The organism is Chitinophaga sp. W2I13, assembly GCF_050434005.1.
Taxonomy (GTDB): Bacteria; Bacteroidota; Bacteroidia; order Chitinophagales; family Chitinophagaceae; genus Chitinophaga.
In genome coordinates this window covers 513,011-534,528 of the sequence record NZ_JBNPWD010000001.1, presented here as the reverse complement: position 1 = coordinate 534,528, position 21,518 = coordinate 513,011, and the positions used below count along the sequence as shown (strand labels likewise).

Below are 21,518 nucleotides of genomic sequence, written 5' to 3'. Positions count from 1 at the left end.
CATTATATATGAAGAAGTATTTAGTCCTCATTTTATTATTTACCACTTCCTGCAGCAAATGGCTGGATATTAAACCGATTTCGGAAGTATCCGGTGATGAGCTGTTCAAAAGCGAAGATGGCTTTAAAGATGCGGTGAATGGCCTTTACAGCCTGTGTTTGAATGAAGATATCTATGGCAAGGAATTGATGGGTGGTTTGCCGGATGTACTGGCGCAGAACTATGCGATCCCTGTTCTCGACGGAGCAGGTTACAGGCAGGCATCCCTGTATAACTATAAAGATAAAAGTCTGATCGACAGGAAAGGCAGGATCTGGCAAAGATTGTATGAAGTGATTGCCAACAGCAATTTAATTCTTGCTAAAGTAGATCAGCAAAAAAGTATCCTGTCGGGCGTTAACTACGGCCTGATAAAGGGAGAGTCGCTGGCTATGCGGGCCTGGTGCCATTTTGATGCGCTCCGCCTTTTTGCTCCTTCCTTTGCCAGCATGCCGGCCGCCAGAGGCGTGCCTTATGCAACAGCGTTTTCCAAGAACGCTGCCGCGATGCAAACCGTAACTGCGCTGCTGGATTCTGTGATCAAAGATCTCACTGCAGCAAAAGAAATACTGCGTGGAGTAGACCCTATCTTAAATGCGGGTTATAAAGTAGGATATATGATCGCGGATTCCAGTACCGAAGCCAATGGGGAAATGTTTGCGCAGCAGCGCCGGCACCGTTTAAATTATTACGCGGTATGCGGCGAACTGGCCAGGGTATATCTCTATAAAAAAGACCCGGTACACGCATTACAGAATGCCCTGGAAATCATTAATGCCAATAAATTTCCGTGGACCCGGCAGGAAGATTTCATGAATGGCAATGATGCAAAGAAAGACAGGATCCTGTATAAGGAACTGATCTTCGGCTTTTATATGCCTAACCGGAAAGATGCCATGAATGACCTGTTCCGGAAAGGCACCGGGGAAGGATTATTTATTTCCAGTACAGAAGGTAAAAACATCTATGAAGTAGCAGGCGTAGGCGGGGAGGATTTCCGCTTTAAACAGTGGTTCAGCGAACAATCCGTTAACAGCACTACTTATCTGCAACTGGAAAAATACAAGCGCACAGATGACAATCTTCATTACCTGATGGGGCCTGCGTTACGGCTCAGTGAAATTTATTACATCGCCGCGGAATGCACTTTTGCCACTGATCCGGATAAGGCATGGGCATATTTCAATGAAGTACGGTTACACCGCGGTATCGGGCCATATAGCGGCCCGGCAGATACCAACAGTTTTTATGCCGAACTGCTGAAAGAAGCGCGCAAGGAATTGTATGGGGAAGGACAGCTATTCTACATGTACAAACGCCTGAACAGGTCGATAGTGGGATTAGGCGGTAAGCCGGTGCCACCCTCCGATGGCGTGTTTGTACTGCCGCTTCCTGATGATGAAATCGCATACGGTAACCGATAAAATATCACACATGAAAAAGATAATAGCGACAGGCATGTTCAGCTGGATACTGCTGATGGCATGCAAAAAGCAGGATGATCTGGTGTTCCGTGAGAACAATAATGTTTATTTTGATTTTACAGATTATATAAAGAATACCAGGATAGACAGCTTCTTTTATTCCTTTGCGCTTTTTCCTGAAAAATCAATAGACACGCTTTTACTGCCGGTAAGGATTTCGGGGGAACGGGCATCGTACGACAGGTGGTTCAAAGCAATGGTAATAGCTGAGGGTACTACCGCCCTCGTGGGATTACATTACAAAATGCTGGACTCGGCCTATAAGATCCCGGCAGATTCAGGCAGGACTTTTTTGCCGCTGATCATTTCCGGCAGCGATCCGCTGTTGCTCGACACCTCTGTGGTGATTAAACTAAAGATCATGGCTTCCAGTGCATTTGGCAATGACTTCCCTTCCTACGACACTGCTAAGGTTACTTTTTCAAACCGGCTGGAACAGCCGCTGTGGTGGGTGGTATGGGAAAGCGACCTTGGTGTTTATTCCCGTGTGAAGCATGAACTGTTTATCCGTACATCCGGTACCACTGAATTACAGCTGGATAATTCCGACTGGCAGTCTACTCCCAAAACATTGTTTTACCTGCGGCAGTTCCGCGCGTTTATGATGGATCCTATTGCCCGTGCGGCCGACTATAAGGATAAGGGATATGCTATCGGGCAGGAACCGGACGGTACTTATTATTTCTACAATACCGGTAATCTTAATAAAAAATACCCGCTGGAACACAGTACTGCGGATGGCAGGTATTATTTCCATGATGAAAACGGGAACAGGATTGTACCACAATAACCAAAAATCTATACGCATGAAACATGTATTTCTATATATCATTGGCATCCTGGTATTATTTACCGCCTGCTATAAAGACAAAGGCAATTACGATTATCACCCAATCCCGGAGCCGGTGATCACAAAGCTGGATACCGCTTACATGGCGGTTGTAGGGGATAGCTTTATCATATCGCCGAAAGTGGTGCTGGCCTCCGGTAATACAAAGTACCAGGGATTGTGGAAGATATCCGTTCCGGGCCAGATGGGAACGCAGGATTATACCGGCCAGGAGCTGCGCATTGTATTTGGTTTGGGCGCATCGCGTTACCCCGCAGTATACATTGTGTACGATAGCATTACCGGCATGAAGTACTATTATAAATTTGTGATCAATGGTACCGCTACTTTTACACGTGGTACGGTGGTGTTGAGTGATGATGTAACGTCTTCCAAAATATCTTTTATTAAAGAAGATGGGACAGTACAAGCCGACGTATATACCAATATTAATCACGATACCCTTCCTGGCGGCGCATTGCAGCTAACCATGATGAAGAATGTTAATTATGGCAATCTCATTACCGGCTACTGGGCTACTTTTAAAACAGGCGGCGTTTATATTGATCCCAATAACCTTGGAAAGATAAGAACCCTGGCGAAGAATTTTTATTCTGATCCGGGGCCGCTGGAGGTATCTACTTTTATCCCTTCGAGTCTTGGTGTACCCGTGGGCATTATCAATAAACAATTATACCGCGGCGCTACAGAAACAGCTCCTTTTGCCACCTATTACGGTTTTATGGGCATCCCGCTTTCCGGTACCTATAGCCTGTCGCCGTCTATTATTGCCAGTGATCCTGATAACCGCGGGTATTTTGTGGGTTTTGAAGAAACGAAGCGGAAGATGGTGCGGATGGATTGGGGCAATTATCTTGATACCAATTACATTGTAAAAGATTCCGCTTTTACACCGAAGAACCTGAAGATGGATATGTTGCACCTGGGTCGTTTTTCAGATAACGTATGTTATGCGTTCTGCGACAGTGCGGGGCAGATCAGGGAACTGCGTTTTGGCGTGGAGTTCAGAACAGGCAGCGATCCTGTTTTTCATGCGCTGGAAAAAAGGAAGCCGGTGATTGCGGATAAGATCAGTGCGGCCACGCTTTGGGCAGAGTCGCCGGTGGGTGTATTTTATTTTACACAGGCAGATAAGGTGTACCGGTATAACCCGTTGAATAAAGATGTAAAGGAAATGGCTTCTTCATTCGGCGGGCAAACGATCACTATGCTGAAGTTGCTGGAAAATGGCAACCAGCTGCTGGTGGGAGTAAGAGGCAGTATTTTTTACCTGAATGTAGGCACGGGGCATAATGGTGAAACCACAAAGAGGGTGGATGGTATTCCGGGAGCGCCGAAAGATGTGATTGTGAGAACGAATTAATTTGCATAAAAAAAGGAAGGTTTTAAACCTTCCTTTTTTTATGCAGATTATTCCCCGGTCCATTTATCCCGGTCGTCCATACTGAATTTCCAGGGGGCCATATTATTTTCGATATTGCTGAACATGCCGGTCCATTCTGCCGGGGCGCTGGATTCTTCCATTACCAGGTGGCGGCGCAGCTGGAGGATAATATCCAGGGGGTTGATGCTCACGGGACATTCCTGTACGCAGGCGTTGCAGGTGGTGCAGGCGCGCAGTTCTTCTTCTAAAATATAATCGCGTAAGAGGGCTTTGTTATCATCTTTAAAGGTGCCGCCGTTGGCTTTGATGTTGTGGCCTACTTCTTCCAGGCGGTCGCGGGTATCCATCATGATTTTGCGGGGCGACAGCAGTTTACCGGTGATATTGGCCGGGCAGGCAGCCGTGCAGCGGCCGCATTCTGTGCAACTATAGGCATCCAGCAAATTTTTCCAGGTAAGGTCCATTACATCTTTGGCGCCGAACTTAGGCACGGTATCGGAGGCGGGCGCGTTGGCAGCCAGCTCCGGTTGCAGCATCAGCTGTACTTCATGCTGTACGGAGGGCATGTTTTCCATTTCACCTTTTGGTTCCAGGCTGGCGTAATATGCGTTGGGGAATGCCAGGATAATATGCAGGTGCTTGGAGTAAGGAAGATAGTTCAGGAAAGCGAGTACGCCGGCAATGTGCAGCCACCAGCAGCTGCGTTCCAGTACTTCCAGCGAGCCCTCAGACATGCCGCTGAGGAGGGGCGCAAACATCCCTGAAATCCAGAAGTTGCCGGTAGCTACATAATGTGAGGCGCCTTTGGCCTGTAAAGCCTGATCTGCAGCGTTCATAGTAAGGAACAGCAGCATCAGCACAATTTCCGTGATCAGGATATAGTTGGCATCTGAGCGCGGCCACCCTTTGAGTTCGCGGGCCATAAAGCGTTTCAGCTTCAATATATTCCTACGTATGAGGAAGATGGCGCAGCCGGCAATCACCAGCACAGCCAGTATTTCAAATAAACCGATCAGCACCGGGTAAACCGGGCCTAATACGGGAACGAATAAACGATGTGTGCCCAGGATACCATCCAGGATGATTTCCAGGATTTCAATGTTGATGATCAGGAATCCGGCATATACGAAGAAGTGGAGTACAGCTACCAGCGGGTTACGGAACATTTTTTTCTGACCAAAAGCCAGCAACAGCAGGTTTTTCCAGCGTTGATCCGGATGGTCGCTCAGGTCTTTATCACGTCCCAGTAGTATGTTTTTTCTTATCCGGATTGCTTTTTGGGCAAAAAGATATACCGCTGTTCCGAACAGGATCACAAATAATAATTCTTGTACAATTCGCATTAGCTCAGATTTGACTCCCTAATTTATGTCTTTTTTAGCTATCAGCCGTTAGGGGTTAAGGTTTAGTGTATTTGATTTTTTTGCTAAGTGCTAACTGCTAATGGCTAATTGCTTATTTTTGCAACCATGGAAAGCAGGAACATCATTCTAACGCAGGATATCATTCAAAAGAAAATTGAGCGTATCGCATATGAAATCTATGAGCATAACAGCGATGGCACGGATATCATATTAGCGGGTATCTGGGACCGTGGCGTGATCATAGCCCATAAGCTGGCTGCTATCCTCGGACAGATATCCCCCCTGAACATCCATATTATTGAATTACGCCTGGATAAGCAGCATCCCGGTGAAGTAGTGGTATCTGAAGAAATTGACTTCAATAACAAAGTGATAGTGGTGGTGGATGATGTGGCCAACTCCGGCCGCACCATGCTGTACGCCCTGAAACCATTGCTGAAATATCTCCCCAAAAAGATCCAGACGGCCGTGCTGGTAGACCGTAAGCATAAGTCCTTTCCTTTATCCGTTGACTTCGTAGGATATTCACTGGCTACCACCCTGCAGGACATGGTGCTGGTGGAAATGAACGGCGAAGAGATCATCTCCGCTTATTTCGAATAAGGCGTTAAAAATAAACCGCGTGTAATTTCATATTCCCCTTTGAGTTGATTTCAAAGGTGGGGGCGGGAAACTTCAGCATATTCAATACCTGGAATATTACTTTAACACCCTTTTTCCGTGTGGGTATTTTCGTGAAATCCACATCAGGGGAAAGATAAAACTGCCGTACACGCTGTAGTTGACTGTAATCGTGACCGATGCCGCGTTCGTCTGTCCAGGTGTTATCGCGGCCACCCATCATACCCTGTGAGCCATATCCCAGGGCAATATTCAGCCATTTGGGGAGCCGGCTTTCTTTCCGGAAGGAGTAGAGGTTTACTGACAGCCAGTAGGTTTGACCGTTATAATCTTTCAGGGTTCTTTCCCAGAAGGTGGTGCCAAAGAGTTGATCTGCCTTGTGCTGTAGTACCGGGTCATCGTAATGTTGCGGATGTGCTGAGAACTTCAGCTGGATGCGTTGTTCATTCCAGGCCAGTTCCTGGCTGATGAGCAGGGCGGAGCCGATGGCATTGGCGCCCATATCACCCCAGGAAAATCCCCATTCAGCCGAGTAGCCATCCAGTGCCTCCACAACGGACTGGTAAGCAAATCCGCTCAGGCCCCCGATCCAGATCTGTTTTTTTCGTGGAAGCCCCGACCAGCGCCACATTTCGCGGCTATATTTACCGATGAAGTAAGCGCTGAAAATATGCCCGGCTTTATCCACCTGGTTCCATTCTCCCATATCATTAAAAAAATGGAATCCCGACCTGGGGTAACCTTTGTACCAGGCGGTATTGAGTGCTGCCAGCCCCGCGCCGTAAAGAGCTGCGGTGGTGCCGCTCAGGATCCATACGCGTGATGGGATGGTGGTATCAGGAATAGTGGAAAAAGGCACCTTTTTTTGTGCCATGCTGCTGAAAAACGGCAGTAACAGGATCAGGATAAGCAGTGGCTTTTTCATGCGGGTGGCTAAACAATACCGGGAATGCTGAAAGGGGGAAATTCCGGAGGAGTCCTTTCTTTCAACATTCCCGGCTTTTATCATCTTTTCAGATGACGGGCTTTATTTCAGTTTCAGATCCTGAATAATGCCATTTATTTTCTGATTCAGTTCAGCGGTCACTTTGTCGTAGTCTCCTGCACTGGCCAGTGGTGCGTTTACGCTGAAGTAGAACTTGATTTTTGGTTCGGTACCGGAGGGACGGGCAGATATTTTGCTGCCATCTTCCAATACAAACTGCAGTACATTGGATTTCGGGAGATCCAGCGCTTTGGTGTCGCCGGTTTTAATATCCCTGATCTGTTGCAGCTGGTAGTCGTACAGCGTTGCTACCGGTGATCCGTTGATGGTAACCGGTGGATTTTCGCGGTATCCGCGCATCATTTCGGCGATTTCTTCCGCGCCTCTCATTCCCTTTTTGGTAATGGAAATCAAACTTTCCATGTAATAGCCATAGCGTACATAGATGTCGATCAGCTGTTCAAACAGGGATTTGCCCTGACTGCGGGCATAGGCCGCCATTTCACAGATCATGGCTACAGAGGCGATGGCATCTTTATCGCGCACATTCTGACCAATCATATAGCCATAGGACTCTTCACCTCCGCAGATGAAGTTTTCCTCCGGCTCTTTACGGCGGATCAGGTCAGCGATCCATTTGAAGCCGGTGAGTACGTTATAGCAGGTAATATTGTTTTTGGCAGCGAATACATCGATCAGGTCGGATGTTACTACTGTTTTGGCAATATAGTCGTTTGCTTTGGCGAGTCCTTTGCTTTTGCGGCTTTCCACGATGTAGTTAAACAGCAGTACGCCGGTTTGGTTACCGTTAAGCAGGATCCACTCTCCTTTGAGGTCTTTCACGGCAATGCCTACACGATCGGCATCGGGGTCGGTACCCAGGAGAATATCGGCATCGAGTTCTTTGGCTTTTTTGAGGCCGAGGCTCATGGCTTCGGATTCTTCCGGGTTAGGGTACACTACGGTGGGGAAATTTCCATCCGGCGTGGCCTGTTCCTGTACAATGGTTACATTGGTAAAGCCGTATTGTTCCAGCAGCTGGGGCACCTGGGTGATACCGGTACCGTGAATAGGTGTGTATACTATTTTAAGGTCGTGCTGTTGTTTGTTGATATCGGGATTGATGGACAGGCTGAGCAGTTCCTTGCGGTAAGCTTCGTCTATTTCCTGGCCGATGAGGGTGATATTGGCTTCACCACCGGTCCATTTTACCTCATCCGGGGAGGCGATGTTCTCTACTTCACGGATCACGTTGTTATCGTGGGGCGGCACCAGCTGTGCGCCGTCGTTCCAGTAGGCTTTGTAGCCGTTGTATTCCTTCGGGTTGTGGGAGGCGGTGAGTACCACACCACCCTGGCAACGCAGGTGACGGATGGTAAAAGACAGTTCCGGTGTGGGACGCAGGCTTTCAAAAAGAAATACCTTAATGTCGTTGGCGGCAAAAACGTTGGCAACGGTTTCTGCGAAAAAGCGGGCATTGTTGCGGCTGTCGTGTGCAATGGCTACCTTAATTTCGCCGGTAAAGGTTTTTTTGAGGTAATTGGCGAAGCCCTGGGTGGCCATTCCAAGAGTATATTTATTCATGCGGTTGGTGCCAACGCCCATGATGCCCCTGAGGCCACCGGTACCAAATTCGAGGTTACGGTAAAAGGCGTCGTTGAGGTCATCAAGGTTTCCTTCCTGCATTTTCTTCAGTGTGGCAACGGTTTCAGCGTCGTAATTACCGTTGAGCCATTGCGCTACTTTGTTTTGAATATTTATATCCATGGTCTTTTTTTTGTGAGCCGTAAATGCTAAAATGGATTGTAAAGTAAAAATAAAAAAATGAATGTTGGAAATTACGGATTTCAAAATACATTGAAAATCCCTTGTATTGGTTAATTTTGCGGCCATGAGGCGGTATGAAGATACTTATAAACAAAAAGGATTACGTAAACAGTTAGTCGATAGTATCCGTCAGAAAGGTATTACAGATGAAAACGTACTGGCAGCTATTGGCAATATTCCCAGGCATTTTTTCCTGGATACGGCTTTTGAGAGTATAGCCTACGACGACCGGGCCTTCCCTATCGGGGAGGGGCAAACCATTTCACAGCCGTATACGGTAGCCTATCAAACGCAGCTACTGGAGGTAAAACCTTATGAAAAAGTACTGGAGATAGGGACTGGCAGCGCCTACCAGGCCTGCGTACTGGCCGAGCTGAAAGCCAATGTATATACGATAGAACGGCAACGGAAGCTGTTTGACCAGGTGAAAAGTTTTCCTTTCAAAGCCCAATATCGCAATCTTCGTTTCTTTTACGGGGATGGTTATGAGGGATTGTCGACCTATGCGCCCTTTGATAAGGTGCTGGTAACAGCGGCCGCTCCGCATATCCCTGAAAAATTACTGCAACAGATGAAGATCGGCGGCAAAATGGTGATTCCCGTGGGCGGACAGGATGTACAACGTATGCTGCGGATCACCAGGATCAGCGAAACGGAGACTGAACAAGAGCTGTTCGACAACTTCTCTTTTGTTCCCATGCTGGCCGGAAAAAAATAATGCAGGGGTGATGATACCCCTGCACTGATATGATCCTGCCTGATTTTATTAAAGCCGTCCGGCGCCCTCCCTGGGCTTTTCTTCTTCCTGTTTTTCTTCTTCTTCCTGTGGTTTCTTTTTCTTAAAGAGGTTCGGGTCCATTTTGCCAAAGCGGTAACGCACATTCAGCCGGATGAAGCGGGTAGCCCTTTTACGGTCGTAGTCCTGGATGAAGGTATTTGTTTCGTAATGTGAGCTGAACTGCTGTGTATTCAACAGATCCGAGATATTGAGGGCCACTACCAGCGATTTGTTCAGCAATTCCTTGCGGATTCCCAAATCAATGCCATTCATGGCCTTGAAGGTTCCCTGGGGCTGAATGCGGGGAGAGCGGAAATGACCGCCGAGTTCCACACTAAACTTACCGGGTAAACGAAATTGTGTATTTCCATTTAACCCGTAGCTGAAGTTTTCGTTATTGACGGCGATGCTGGTAAGCTTGCTGTACTCCACATTCAGGTTGGCCCATACTTTCCACCATTTGGTAAGATTCAGGCTGTAAGAAACATTACCGCCCATATTCTGCTGGGTGGCCAGGTTCATGGGTTTGGTAGTGGTAACGCCGGAAATAGTGTCCAGTGTGCTGATACGGTCGATATTATCGTTTGTTTGCGCGAAATACGTACTGGTGCTCAGGTAATTATTGGACGACGGGTAGTATACCGAGTAGCTGACCTCAAACTTATGCGACAGTGCCGGCTGCAGCTCCGGGTTGCCGGTACGGATATTCTGCGGGTCGGAGTTGTTGATATAGGGCAGCAACTGATCAAAGTTGGGCCGGTCTATCCGGGTGGAATAGTTGAATACCAGGCTTTGGTTCTGGTTCTTCGGCATATTATATTTCAGGAATATACTTGGAAACAGGTTAAAGAAGCGGTTATTCACCGTGGTATCTTTTGTAAACGAGTATCCTTTGAGCTGCGATTGTTCTGCGCGCACGCCTATCTGGTAACCGAGGTTGCCGATGGCATTGGCGAAGTTGAGATAGCCTGCATAAATGTCTTCTTCATAATCATATTTATTCGACAGGGTAGGGCTGATCACATAATCCTTGTCGTCCCAGTCGAACAGCGTAGCCACGTAATTATTGTCGATATGCCGCATAGTAGCTTTCACGCCTGCTTCCAGCTTACCTTTCTTTCCAAGTGGGGAAGTGTAGTCTGATTGCAGGTTCCAGAAGCGGTTACCATTTTTCCCTTTATTGCTTTGTTTGTCGGCGTTGGGAAGTGTATCTACTGATGCAATGTGATATTGGGTATTGTAGTTACTGCCGCTGCTGCTGTTATTACCGCTGTAGCTGATGTAAGCCGTGAGTTCCTGGTTGGGCTTTTCAAAGGTGTGTTTATAACTGAGATTGGTATTTTTATTATTGCTGCGGTTGTAGCTGTTGTTGGCGCGCTCTCCGTTACGCAGGGATTCCATTTTCTGGTTCATGTAGTTCAGGAGGATATTATCTTCATTTTGGCTGTGGCCAAAGTTAAGTCCCTGCGACAGTGTGAAGGTATTGTGATCATCCATGAAGTAATCGAATCCGAAGCGGCCGCCGTTATTGGTGTTCCTGTTTTCATTTTTACTGTTCTGGGAGAAGAACCAGGTATTGCTGCTGTCTGCTACCAGGTTTTGGCGGAAGCTTTTCCCGCTGCCGTTTACCTGTTCGTAGCGACCGTTGTAGTTGCCGAAGAAATTGAACCGTTTCATGCGCAGGCTTGCATTGGCGCTTCCGAAGCCTTCCCCGCGGGTGGCGCCGCCCACGTTGAACATAACGTTATAGCCGATTGCTTTATCTTTTTTCAGTACGATGTTGATAATACCGCCGCTGCCGTTGGCTTCAAATTTCGCAGAGGGATTGTTGATGACTTCCACGTGATCGATGCTTTCCGCGGGAATCATTTGCAGGGCTGTTTTAGCATCCCCGAAAGGAGAGGGTTTACCATCTACATAAATAGTAACACTTTTACCACGGAGCGTAATATTATCATCGATGTCCACATCCACGCTGGGAATGTTTTTTAGTATATCCGTTCCCGTTCCTCCTTCTGCGTTGATCATATTACCGGCATCAAATACCTGCCGGTCTATTTGCATGGAGAACGCTGGTTTTTCTGCTTTGATTTCCACCGCATTCAGCACTTTACCGGCGGATTGCAGGCGAAGTGTGCCGGCCAGTGTATTTTTTCCTGCTGTTACCCGCACTGCCTTTTCCAGTTTTTCGTATCCCATAAAGGTGATGCGGACAACATAGATGCCGGGTGTGACATTATTAAGTGAAAATGTGCCGGCGGGTGTGGTGTAAGCGCCGGTAACCATGGAAGAATCGGCTTGATTTAGCAGTACCACGGAAGCGTATTCAATGGGTTTCCCGGTAACAATATCTACTACCTTTCCTGTTACCTTCAGGCTGGCAGGGATGGGCGTTTGTGCGTTAACGTTATACGACACAACAAACAGCACGACCATGAGTGAAAAAAGATTTCGCATGCGTGGACTTAGCAACTTTAATAATGATACAACAACAGCGTAAAAGTAATAGGCGTATGTGTAAACATTCACGAAATATGATGAGTGGTAGCTAAAAAAACATGGCCGGCAGAGTGTTGTAACACTACTAACCGGCCTGTGGTTTGCATTCACCTTCTTTAATATGTTTTTTAGAAACTCTGCATGGGATCGCCCATCTGCGTATCGTTTCCGGAGTCTTTTCTTTTCTTTTTAAACAGCGATGCATCAAATTTACCGAAGCGGTAGCTGAAGTTGAGTTTCAGTATCCTGGATTCACGTTTGCGGATATAATCCTGTGCAAACTCCGGTGATGCCTGGTTCAGCTCATACTGACGGGTATTGAAAATATCGGATAAGCTGAGTGTTAAAGAAGCTGCTTTATTTTTCAGGAAATCTTTTTTCACTGCCAGGTCTACTGTGCTGAAGCCTTTGATGGTGCCTTGTGCGGAGCTGGGGATCTGGTTAAATCCGCCGCCTCCGCCACCACGGCCGCCTCCGCCACCACCGCCGGATGAGGGCAGCGCAATGGTGGGCGCCTGGTAAGTGGCATTTACCTGCACCGTGAAGTTGGCCGGTAATTTTGTTTCAGAGTTTATTTTGGCAAACCAGCTGAAGCCGTTATTATCATAGTTCTGGCCATTGGCGTTTACCTTCATATCTGTTTGATAGAAGTTCACGTTACTGGTGAGGTCCCATCCTTTCAGGATTTGATTCTTCATGGTCAGCTCAGCACCATAGGAATTGCTCCTGTTGGCATTGATGTATTGTGTGAGCAGCGTATCCGCACCGATGGGCGTGCTGATGGTGGAAATCATGTCGTTGGTATTCCTGAAATACACGCTGCCGAGGAAGTTGCTGTTAGCCCAGTTTTTTACATATGAAAATTCAAAGCTGTTGGTATATTCCGGTTTCAGGTTGGGATTACCTTCCCGCTGATTCTGCGGATCGCTGTAATCGCGGTAAGGAATCAGCTGGAAGAAATTGGGCCTGTTTACACGGCGGGAATAATTCAACTGCAGTTCCTGATCGTTCTTTAATTTTTCGGAGAGGAAGAGGCTGGGAAATAATCCTGGTACCGCTTTGGTGGGTTTATACTTAGTGCCTTCATTTTCGCCTGCGTACACATATTGTTCCACACGTAAGCCTGCCTGGTAGCCGAAGTTGCCAATGGTGTTGGCGAAGTTGGCGTAACCGGCATAGATCTCTTCGTTGTATTTATAATTGTTGGAGAGCTGCGGATTGTTGATAAACTCGCCGGTAGTGGTATCCCTGTCGTATACGTTGTATAGACTGGTATAATCGCGTAAAGTAGCTTTGGCGCCTACTTCCAGCTTACCGTTCTTTCCGATGGGATTGGTGTAATCTGTTTGGAAAGTAACAAAAGTGGTTTTACCGTTGGTGGTGTTATTTTGCAGCAATGCCTGTCCGAGCGGTGATCCATCGGCGTTTTGCGCCTGTGTGAGATAGTCGCCGTTGCGGTTGTTTTTGCTGTTGTTATAATTGATATCAGCGGTCCATTCTTTATTCGGCTGTGCAAAGGTATGTTTGAAACTCAGTGCAGTGGTGTAGTTGCGGAAGCTGAAGTTATTATTGTTCAGGCGGTCGCTGATCCCGGTTACCACGTGATTCTTGTCGGAGAAGGTGCTTCGCAGGTCTTCATTGTTTTTAAAATCGCCGGCTACAATATTTTGTGAGATAGAGATGGTGTTCCTGTTATCGAGCATATAGTCCAGTCCGAACCGTCCGAATTGAAAGGTTGGTTTGCTGGTGCTGTTGCTGTTCTGGAGGAGGAAGTTGGTGTCTGCCTTTTGACCGTTGCTGTAGTTGCTGCGGCTGGTAGTACCATCTGCCCAGTTCTGATTGGCATTGATATTATAGTTGGCGAACACATTGAATTTGCCTTGCCGGATATTAATATTGCCACCGCCGTTATATTTGTTACCGGTACCAATACCTGCGTTCACAGCGCCATTGAAGCCGGCTTTGCGGTTTTTCTTCAGTACAATATTCAGTATGCCGGACATACCTTCCGCATCATATTTTGCAGAGGGGTTGGTAACAAGTTCAATACTTTCTATAGCATCTGCGGGTATCTGATCGAGGGTAAGTGTAGAAGGTTTACCATCTACAAAGATGTTGGGAGAAGCATTACGCACGGTAACATTTCCATCGAGGTCTACATTCACGGAAGGTACGCTTTTGAGTACATCCTGTGCTGTTCCGCCAACGGAGGTGAGATTCCTGTCTACATTAAATATTTTTTTATCGATACCCATGGCGAAGGCACTTTTTTGCCCGGTAACTTCCACGCTTTGCAGTGTTTTTACATTCTGTTGCATTTTGATATTGCCGAGATCCTGTTCTGTAGCCTGCGGGGTGATGATTACTTTTTTCTGCATGCTGGTGTAGCCCATGAAGTTGACGCGCAGTATCATGGGGCCGAATGGCAGGCTTTCGAGGCTGAAGTCGCCATTGGGTTTGGTGAGCATACCTGTCACCAGTGAGGAATCTTTCTGCCTTAATAAAGTAACAGAAGCATATTCTATTGGTTTCCCTGTTTTTGCATCCACCAGTTTGCCATAAAGATGGCCAATCTGGGGCATGTTAGGTCTTCCCTGTTGTCCCTGTCCTTGTCCCTGCCGCGGGGCTGTGGCTCCAGGCGCCTGTGCAAAGGTGTGCGCCTGCAACAAAAGTATACCAGCAAGAACTGCGTAGCATTTTTTCATCCTTATCGTTTTTTATCCGGACTTTCTTCTCAGATAAGGACAAATGTATCGGGGTACAGGTATGAATGGTTTAAGATTGTGATGAGTGGAATTATTATGCGCAGGAAATTGCAAATATAAGCGCTAAGAGGTCTTAACAGTAGTTAACAGAGCTGTGTTTCAGCGGATTACCAAAGGGTGATGACCATACAAATTAACCCGGTAATCAGTCCGCTGATGGCGCCGAGGAGTTTGAAACTTTTTAGTTCCCTGCTGAGGAGGTTATGTGTAATGGTTTCCAGTTGTGCTGCAGAGATACCTGCAATTTTCTGTGATATCATTTTTTCCAGGTTCAGGTCCTGTTCCACGTTATCGAGGTATTGGCGGATCAGCACGGGAAAGAGGGTGTCCAGTTCTGCTACCAGGTGGGTTTTTATCTGGTTAACAATACTATCGCCAATGAACATGGACAGTACGGGCATTGCTTTGGGGAGCCGTTCCCGCAGGAAGCTGTCCAGGTGCGCTTCTACCAGTGGAATAATTTTTTTGATCTTTTCCGGATCTGTCATTTTTGTTTTGATATCCTCAAAGGAAAACTGTTGCGCTACCAGTGTTCCGATGCTGTTGGCGAGGTGTGTTTGTCGTTTTGGAAACAATCCCTGCAGGGTGATAAAGCCGATTTTAACGGGTTTATACGGGCGGAAAAGCAGGGTAAGCGCCAGGCTATTGAGTAACCAACCGATGACAGCAGCGATGAGGGGAAGGAAAAAGATCATTGAATGAATTGATTTTCAGCTATTACAAATGTAAAAAATTGGGAGTCAATAAGTAAATGATTTTTTTGTTTTAGACAAAAGAGCCTTGTTGGAATAGGTTGGGGAGACCGTTGCGGAACCATAACGGCATTTCGTCAGGGGGGATGTGAAAAGTTATGAGATCGTCCTTTTTGGTAGCCAGGTGCAGGGCTAATTCTTCAGAAGAGTCGAGAACGATAAGGTCGTCCATTAGGTTAAAGTGTTGGTTTAATTTATAGAGATTACCATAATAATTCTTTTCAATTTCATAAACAGGGACATTGTGACCGCCATTCATAGCGCGTTTAAATACTCTATCCAGTGATATTTCAAGTGTTGCTAATCCCATGAAGAGCATGTTAATCCGGTATTTCTCTTTTTTAAAGGTACGTATCAATGACCAGCTATCTTCCTCCGTAAAATGCCCTTCATATACAAAATCTTCATTGTGCTCAAGTGCGGAGTTATACTGCCACTCGAAGGTTTGATCGACATATTCATCTGCTAGCCTGCCAGCTTCTTTGTATGAACAGCCCCAGTTGTTTCCGAAATTCTAATTGTTTTAGGGACTTTAGCTTGTCGCCATCAAAAGGGGAATGCTTTTTTATTAATTCTGTGGGTAACAAATCAGGCCCGGCCGAAGATTTGCCGGCGCCATTGGAGCCTGCAATAATATACAATGTTGGCACTAGTTATGTTTGGAATTAAGCCTTTTCCTGATCTGATCTGCCTGTTGTTGCGACAATTCGCTCTCAATAATAAAGTCGTTCAGTTTACGGGAGACTGAAACGATTTTCATTTTGCCATCCGGGTATTCCATATAGTATTTACCTTTTGGCAGGCTTTTATGATAGATCATGAACGGGTTGCCTTGTAATAAGGTTTCATCCCGTAGTTTTTTAACTGCAGTCTGTGCTCTTTTCTCTATTTCTGTCAATGGCCTTATCATATGATTAATTTCACGTCAACGAATTTAAAATAAAAAAATTAAAGACGGAGAATCCGAAGGATATACAAATAAAAAAAGGCTTCTTTTTACAGAAGCCTTTTTCGTTTTTTGGGTGATTGAAGGGTTTCGAACCCTCGACCCTCAGAACCACAATCTGATGCTCTAACCAACTGAGCTACAACCACCGTTTTATCTTTAGTTTCGTATTATTTCGTTGTTGGGAGTGCAAAGATAAGTGAAACTATTTTTAAATTCCAAATACTTCAGAAAAAAAATTTTCAAGGGATTATATATTGATCATATTCTGCAGATGAAACCCAATATTACAATCGTTTTCATTTGTTAAAAAGGGGCGGTCTTAACATTAACAAGCGGCACTATTGGAACTTACAGAAAAGGTGTATCTTTGCGCACTTTCCCATTCCATTCCCATTTTTATAAGTGATTAATAATCAGTAGGATGTTATTTTACGGCATCAAAGAAATCGCTGATTTCAGGCGATTTAGTGTCCTTAGTCCGGATAAGTTAACCAAGACAGGAAATATTTAACAAAATCCCTTTTACTACTGACTAAAAACAAAACAAGTATTTAATATTTAACTGTATATACATATGGATCAGCTTAAACTGAAGTTGCAGGAGTACTATCAGCGTTACCAGCAAATGGACCAACGGGTGAAGCCTGGAAAGGAGGAGCCTGGTTTTGAGGACGTGCTGGACATGGAAAACGATATTCTTTCACAATTTGGATTGCCTACATCCCGGCGTTTTGTGCAGATACTGCATGATTTCGTGCATCATGGTCATGTGAGTGACCAGTTACTGGATTATGTGAGTAAAAAACTACGTACGGCCGCACGTAAGTATCTGTTGGCGCCTGTTATGTCGGACATTGATTTACTGGAAAGCGCCCGCGAACAAAAACGCAGCGCATATGATGTGTTGCCCGAACTGGGCTACCCGGCACACGAATACGCCTTATTCCTCATCGGAGAGCTTTTTTACCGCCGCAATATGGCTGCCGGTGATATCCTCGATGAATTGAAAAAGATGCAGCATTTTGATAGCTGGAACGACCTGATGCTGCTGAGTAAAATACATAATCATACTACCCACGAACTGTACACCAAACTGAAGAAACATGAACTGCGCTTTATTGATGAGTTCATTCAGTTTACCCGCCGCCAGGAACCGTCCAGGCTGGTGAATAAACGTGCTACGCCGTTGGAAGATGGTTATACGCCCAACTATAAAACCATTACCAAAGTACAGGTAGAAGATATCATCTTTGATGAACAAACTACGCCAAGCCTGTTTGGTAAAATAAAGAGTGGCAGGGGATATGCCCGCATCACTATCAGCCTGGAATTTTCAGAGCTGAACCAGATCCTTATGAGCAGTGATGAACTGGGTGTTGAAATCAGCAATCATATTAAAAAGCGCCTGGCCAATCCGGCTGCAGAGAAACCAACGGTAATAGATATACGTGCCGAATTCGGCGATGTGCTGAAACTGGATAACTGCTACCTGGAAGTGTATAAACCCCAGCACAGGGAAGGCAATAAATGGGTAGAAGATAAAGACCACTTCTACTTCGTGGATAAAATTCTTACTAAAAAAGAATTTGAAAAGAGAACCAAAGAAGCAGAAGTAAAACGTAAAATACAGGAATGCCTGGAACTGATCGGCGGCTCTTATGTATATTACCAGCGCCTTCGCCGTTTGGGCATCACCGACGAGGAAGCCAAACTGCGCGCAGGTTTGCAGGACGAGCTGTTGTTCAAGTTATCGTACTTCCTTAACAAGGTAAAAGAATAAAGCGAATTTTGTCTTTCCCGCTGATTACGCTGATTATGCTGATTTTTGGGATTTGACCACTTGGGATTTTAACTGATTTGGGGAGATATAAGCGGATATTTTTGCTTATATCTCCCCAGTTTTTTTAATCCTTTATAAAATCAAAAAAGTAAAATCAAGGGAATCAGCATAATCAGCGTAATCAGTGGGAAAGACAAACTCCGCGAAAGACAAACTCCGCGGAATTATTTATGTTTACGTAAAAAAGAGATGGAAGAACTTACTCTCGGCGTTGGCTCCCGGGTACAGCACGCACATTTTGGTCCCGGTGTTATTGTTGCCGTTAAATATGCCCAGTATCGTGTTACGTTTATGGATCATGGTATTAAGATGATTGATAAAACGGACCCGTTGTTTGAAGTGCTGGTGGCGGAAAATGCGACCCCGGAAGTGGAAACCACTTCAGATGTGGAAACATCGCTGCTGAAGATCCTACGCCTCTGGGGCGGTATTGCGGAAGTGGTGCCACTGGGCGACCGCTGGAAGGGCGGCAACCTCATTCTTCAGCCTGGTGATACTACCTTGAAAGCAAAGGAGTTGCCCATCGATACCTTCTTCCATAAAATAGTGATGCTGCGCGACCGCCTCCGTGTACTGGAGCAAAACATTAACAGCCACAAAGTACTCACCGACGAAGAGAAGGTGAACATGCAGCAATATATTACCCGTATCTATGGGTCGCTTACCACTTTTAATGTTTTGTTCAGGGATAAGGAACATTGGTTTACCGGCGAAAAAAGCGGCAACGATTAGTGGGCGTCTATATGATAGATCTGCTCCAGTTCCCAGCGGTAAGCCTCCGGGAGATGATTGATAAAGATATTTTTTCCATCAAACGGGAACTTCTCATCGTAGCCTTTTACGGGATATAAGATCACCGGTGTACCTGCCGGGGTATAGTTGTGACTGGCCACAAAATCCGGTTGCTGATACTCCGGCAGTATTTTTTTTACCCGCTTGTACGCCAGGTTTCCCAATACCCGCTGCATGCGCCTGGAAGCCCTTTTGGAGGGTCGGTTCAGCCGGCCGTACATATAATTCAATGCACCCCGCACCGGCCATTTCTGCTTCTTTAATGCGCCTTTGATATCGGTGAATGGATTCACGGTATTGAAGTCGTGGGTTGTTTGCAAGGAGAAGGGGGTTTCCGGCACCCAGTCGCGGGCATTCACTACACGCAATCCCCAGCCATCGCGGCAAATAAAATCGAAGTCGTATGCGTAATACAGGTTGCCTGGTTTAGGCGCTGCACTGGCGTATGTTTTAAAAACAATATCCTTCGGCAGGCCGGTAGTATATTGAAAATAAGAACGCATTAAAAAAGAAATGGCGCCTCCCTGGCTATGTCCGAAGATGATAAATTCGTGTATGCCTTGCTGGTAGTATTCGTTGATTTTCTGTTTTATTTCCGGTCCCATAGCGGCTACTGCCAGCATCCACCCGGCATGTACATACGCTTTGGGATCTTCCGCCACTTTATAGGGGACGGCCGTGCTGTCGTTTAATTGCACGGTGCCTTGTGCCGGTATCATGCCGGCATAGAAATTTTCCAGCCAGGAAGGCGCGGTGCCATTGGTGCCACGGATTACGATGATGCCAACATTGTCTTTTCTTTTCCACAGATCCCAGCGGTTTACCAATCCTGATTCGGGAGCACGGTATACCAGCTCACAATCAACAGGCGGGGTACTTTTTATTTTGGTCCACGGTGTATCCCTGGTGCGTTCCGCCAGCTTCAGCAACTCACTGTATTCAGCGGCATTGAAATTGGGTAACAGGCGCTGGGCAAAACAATTACTTCTTACGGAAAATAAAATTAGAAAAGAGAACAGCGAAATACGAAACCCCATAGAAAATAACAAATTATAAATGACCAATGACAGACGAACAGTAACAAAAGTGCTGCACTTTAAGATAAAATAAAACAATTGAAATGCTTTCATTGTTCTAAATCCGTTTAACTTTCCGACCTAAATTACTTTAAATATGGCAAAGAGAATTGAGCACGATTTCCTGGGAGAAAAAGAAATACCGCAGGATGTGTACTATGGTATTCAAACCCTTCGTGCAATAGAAAACTTTCATATTACCGGTATTCCCCTCAAAGTGGAACCCATGTTTGTACAGGCGCTGGGTTATGTGAAGAAAGGCGCTGCCATGGCCAACCGCGACCTCGGCGTACTTGATAAAAACATTGCTGAATACATCATCAAAGCATCCGACCGCGTAATTGCCGGTGAATTTAACGACCAGTTCCTCAGCGATCTGATACAAGGCGGTGCAGGTACTTCGGTAAACATGAATGCCAACGAGGTAATTGCCAATGTAGCGCTTGAAATGATGGGCAAAGAAAAAGGACAGTATGAATTCTGTCATCCCAATAATCATGTGAACTGCTCACAGTCTACCAACGACGCCTATCCTACGGCATTCCGTATTGCGCTGATCAACAAACTTACCGGCTATAAATTAACCCTGGGTGAACTGGGCGATGCTTTCCAGGCGAAAGGAGAGGAGTTTAAGAACGTGCTGAAAATGGGACGCACCCAGTTGCAGGATGCGGTGCCCATGAGTATGGGCGATGAGTTCAAAGCTTTTGCCACGAATATCAACGAGGAGTTGTCGAGGGTGGAAGACAGCAAGCGTCTCATCTCTGAAATCAATATGGGCGCCACTGCCATTGGCACCGGTGTAAATGCTCCCAAGGGATATTCAGAGCTGGTGACCAAACACCTCGCCGCTATCACCGGCCTGGACCTGGTGCTGGCCGCCGACCTCATTGAAGCCACTGTGGACACCGGCGCCTATGTACAGTTATCCGGTGTGCTGAAACGTACCGCGGTAAAGATCTCCAAAATATGTAACGACCTCCGGCTGCTTTCTTCCGGCCCACGGACAGGGCTGAACGAAATTAACCTGCCGCCCATGCAGCCGGGCTCGTCTATCATGCCGGGAAAAGTAAACCCCGTAATACCGGAAGTGGTGAACCAAACTGCTTTCTATGTAATTGGCGCCGATCTGATGGTAACAATGGCCGCAGAAGCAGGGCAGCTGCAGCTGAACGTAATGGAACCTACCATCGCTTTCGCGCTGTTCACCGCCATTACTTATATGAACAACGCCTGCAGGGCGCTGAAAGACAAATGCGTGGTGGGCATCACCGCGAATGCAGACCGCACCAGGGATATGGTCATGCAAAGCATTGGGATTGTCACCCAACTCAACCCCATCATCGGGTACGAAAAATGCTCAGCGATCGCAAGGGAAGCACTGGAAACGGGCAAGTCGGTGCACGACCTCGCCGTAAAAGAAAAGAAGTGGGTGACCCAGGAGAAGTGGGACGAAATTTTCACTTTCGATAATCTTATCAGGCCGCGGTTTATAAACGCGTAGGTTGTCTTT

17 protein-coding genes and 1 tRNA gene are annotated in these 21,518 nt (G+C 46.4%); 8 read left to right on the top strand and 10 right to left on the bottom strand.

Annotated elements, in window-relative coordinates; all coding sequences use genetic code 11:
• Positions 1 to 8 precede the first annotated feature (8 nt).
• From QFZ48_RS02160 to QFZ48_RS02150, 3 genes are read left to right on the top strand one after another with little or no spacing between them, the layout of a single operon-like run.
• Positions 9 to 1,463 (top strand): RagB/SusD family nutrient uptake outer membrane protein, encoded by a 1,455-nt coding sequence (locus tag QFZ48_RS02160; protein ID WP_429046114.1) that lies wholly within the window; start codon positions 9 to 11, stop codon positions 1,461 to 1,463.
• A 10-nt stretch (positions 1,464 to 1,473) separates the two neighbouring features.
• The gene (locus QFZ48_RS02155) at positions 1,474 to 2,313 is read left to right on the top strand and encodes a DUF4843 domain-containing protein (protein WP_429046116.1); all 840 of its coding nucleotides are present in this window, start codon (positions 1,474 to 1,476) and stop codon (positions 2,311 to 2,313) included.
• Between the two features lie 16 nt (positions 2,314 to 2,329).
• Complete coding sequence (locus QFZ48_RS02150) at positions 2,330 to 3,736, top strand: PKD-like family lipoprotein (RefSeq protein ID WP_429046118.1); 1,407 nt, start codon at positions 2,330 to 2,332, stop codon at positions 3,734 to 3,736.
• Positions 3,737 to 3,783: 47 nt separating this feature from the next.
• Here QFZ48_RS02150 and QFZ48_RS02145 read toward each other — a convergent pair whose 3' ends face one another.
• Positions 3,784 to 5,100: a 4Fe-4S dicluster domain-containing protein gene (locus tag QFZ48_RS02145; protein WP_429060943.1), complete on the bottom strand. Its 1,317-nt coding sequence runs from the start codon at positions 5,098 to 5,100 to the stop codon at positions 3,784 to 3,786.
• Between the two features lie 126 nt (positions 5,101 to 5,226).
• On the opposite strand from QFZ48_RS02145, the gene QFZ48_RS02140 reads away from it, so the two are divergent.
• Positions 5,227 to 5,724, top strand: a complete 498-nt coding sequence (locus QFZ48_RS02140; protein WP_370912661.1) for a phosphoribosyltransferase family protein — start codon at positions 5,227 to 5,229, stop codon at positions 5,722 to 5,724.
• Positions 5,725 to 5,728: 4 nt separating this feature from the next.
• Here the strand turns inward: QFZ48_RS02140 and QFZ48_RS02135 are convergent, their stop codons facing one another.
• On the bottom strand, positions 5,729 to 6,667 hold the full coding sequence (locus QFZ48_RS02135; RefSeq protein ID WP_429060940.1) for a DUF2279 domain-containing protein: 939 nt from the start codon (positions 6,665 to 6,667) through the stop codon (positions 5,729 to 5,731).
• Positions 6,668 to 6,769: 102 nt separating this feature from the next.
• Complete coding sequence (locus QFZ48_RS02130; RefSeq protein WP_429046122.1) at positions 6,770 to 8,494, bottom strand: phospho-sugar mutase; 1,725 nt, start codon at positions 8,492 to 8,494, stop codon at positions 6,770 to 6,772.
• A gap of 124 nt (positions 8,495 to 8,618) precedes the next feature.
• Between QFZ48_RS02130 and QFZ48_RS02125 the strand changes: the two genes are divergently transcribed.
• Positions 8,619 to 9,272: a protein-L-isoaspartate(D-aspartate) O-methyltransferase gene (locus tag QFZ48_RS02125; protein WP_429046124.1), complete on the top strand. Its 654-nt coding sequence runs from the start codon at positions 8,619 to 8,621 to the stop codon at positions 9,270 to 9,272.
• A gap of 48 nt (positions 9,273 to 9,320) precedes the next feature.
• Here QFZ48_RS02125 and QFZ48_RS02120 read toward each other — a convergent pair whose 3' ends face one another.
• From QFZ48_RS02120 to QFZ48_RS02095, 6 genes are all read right to left on the bottom strand, one after another.
• Complete coding sequence (locus tag QFZ48_RS02120; RefSeq protein ID WP_429060937.1) at positions 9,321 to 11,789, bottom strand: outer membrane beta-barrel protein; 2,469 nt, start codon at positions 11,787 to 11,789, stop codon at positions 9,321 to 9,323.
• Positions 11,790 to 11,959: 170 nt separating this feature from the next.
• Complete coding sequence (locus tag QFZ48_RS02115; RefSeq protein ID WP_429060934.1) at positions 11,960 to 14,536, bottom strand: TonB-dependent receptor domain-containing protein; 2,577 nt, start codon at positions 14,534 to 14,536, stop codon at positions 11,960 to 11,962.
• A gap of 167 nt (positions 14,537 to 14,703) precedes the next feature.
• Positions 14,704 to 15,291 carry a DUF445 domain-containing protein gene (locus QFZ48_RS02110; RefSeq protein ID WP_429046129.1) on the bottom strand — a complete coding sequence of 196 codons (588 nt, stop codon included), beginning with the start codon at positions 15,289 to 15,291 and terminating at the stop codon, positions 14,704 to 14,706.
• Positions 15,292 to 15,361: 70 nt separating this feature from the next.
• Positions 15,362 to 15,658, bottom strand: coding sequence for a hypothetical protein (locus QFZ48_RS02105; RefSeq protein ID WP_429060932.1), 297 nt, complete (start codon positions 15,656 to 15,658; stop codon positions 15,362 to 15,364).
• A gap of 339 nt (positions 15,659 to 15,997) precedes the next feature.
• Positions 15,998 to 16,258: a hypothetical protein gene (locus QFZ48_RS02100; protein WP_429046133.1), complete on the bottom strand. Its 261-nt coding sequence runs from the start codon at positions 16,256 to 16,258 to the stop codon at positions 15,998 to 16,000.
• Positions 16,259 to 16,369: 111 nt separating this feature from the next.
• Positions 16,370 to 16,443: transfer RNA gene (locus QFZ48_RS02095), tRNA-His, on the bottom strand.
• A 428-nt stretch (positions 16,444 to 16,871) separates the two neighbouring features.
• Here QFZ48_RS02095 and QFZ48_RS02090 point away from each other — a divergent pair.
• Complete coding sequence (locus QFZ48_RS02090) at positions 16,872 to 18,077, top strand: hypothetical protein (protein WP_370912652.1); 1,206 nt, start codon at positions 16,872 to 16,874, stop codon at positions 18,075 to 18,077.
• A gap of 249 nt (positions 18,078 to 18,326) precedes the next feature.
• A complete protein-coding gene (locus QFZ48_RS02085) occupies positions 18,327 to 18,869 on the top strand; it encodes a hypothetical protein (RefSeq protein ID WP_370912651.1) in 543 nt (180 codons plus the stop codon).
• On the opposite strand, the gene QFZ48_RS02080 is transcribed toward QFZ48_RS02085, so the two are convergent.
• Positions 18,866 to 19,966, bottom strand: coding sequence for a lipase family protein (locus tag QFZ48_RS02080; RefSeq protein ID WP_429046135.1), 1,101 nt, complete (start codon positions 19,964 to 19,966; stop codon positions 18,866 to 18,868). The genes QFZ48_RS02085 and QFZ48_RS02080 overlap by 4 nt on opposite strands.
• 136 nt (positions 19,967 to 20,102) lie before the next feature.
• Between QFZ48_RS02080 and aspA the strand changes: the two genes are divergently transcribed.
• Positions 20,103 to 21,509, top strand: a complete 1,407-nt coding sequence (aspA, locus tag QFZ48_RS02075; protein WP_370912649.1) for an aspartate ammonia-lyase — start codon at positions 20,103 to 20,105, stop codon at positions 21,507 to 21,509.
• Positions 21,510 to 21,518: the final 9 nt, after the last annotated feature.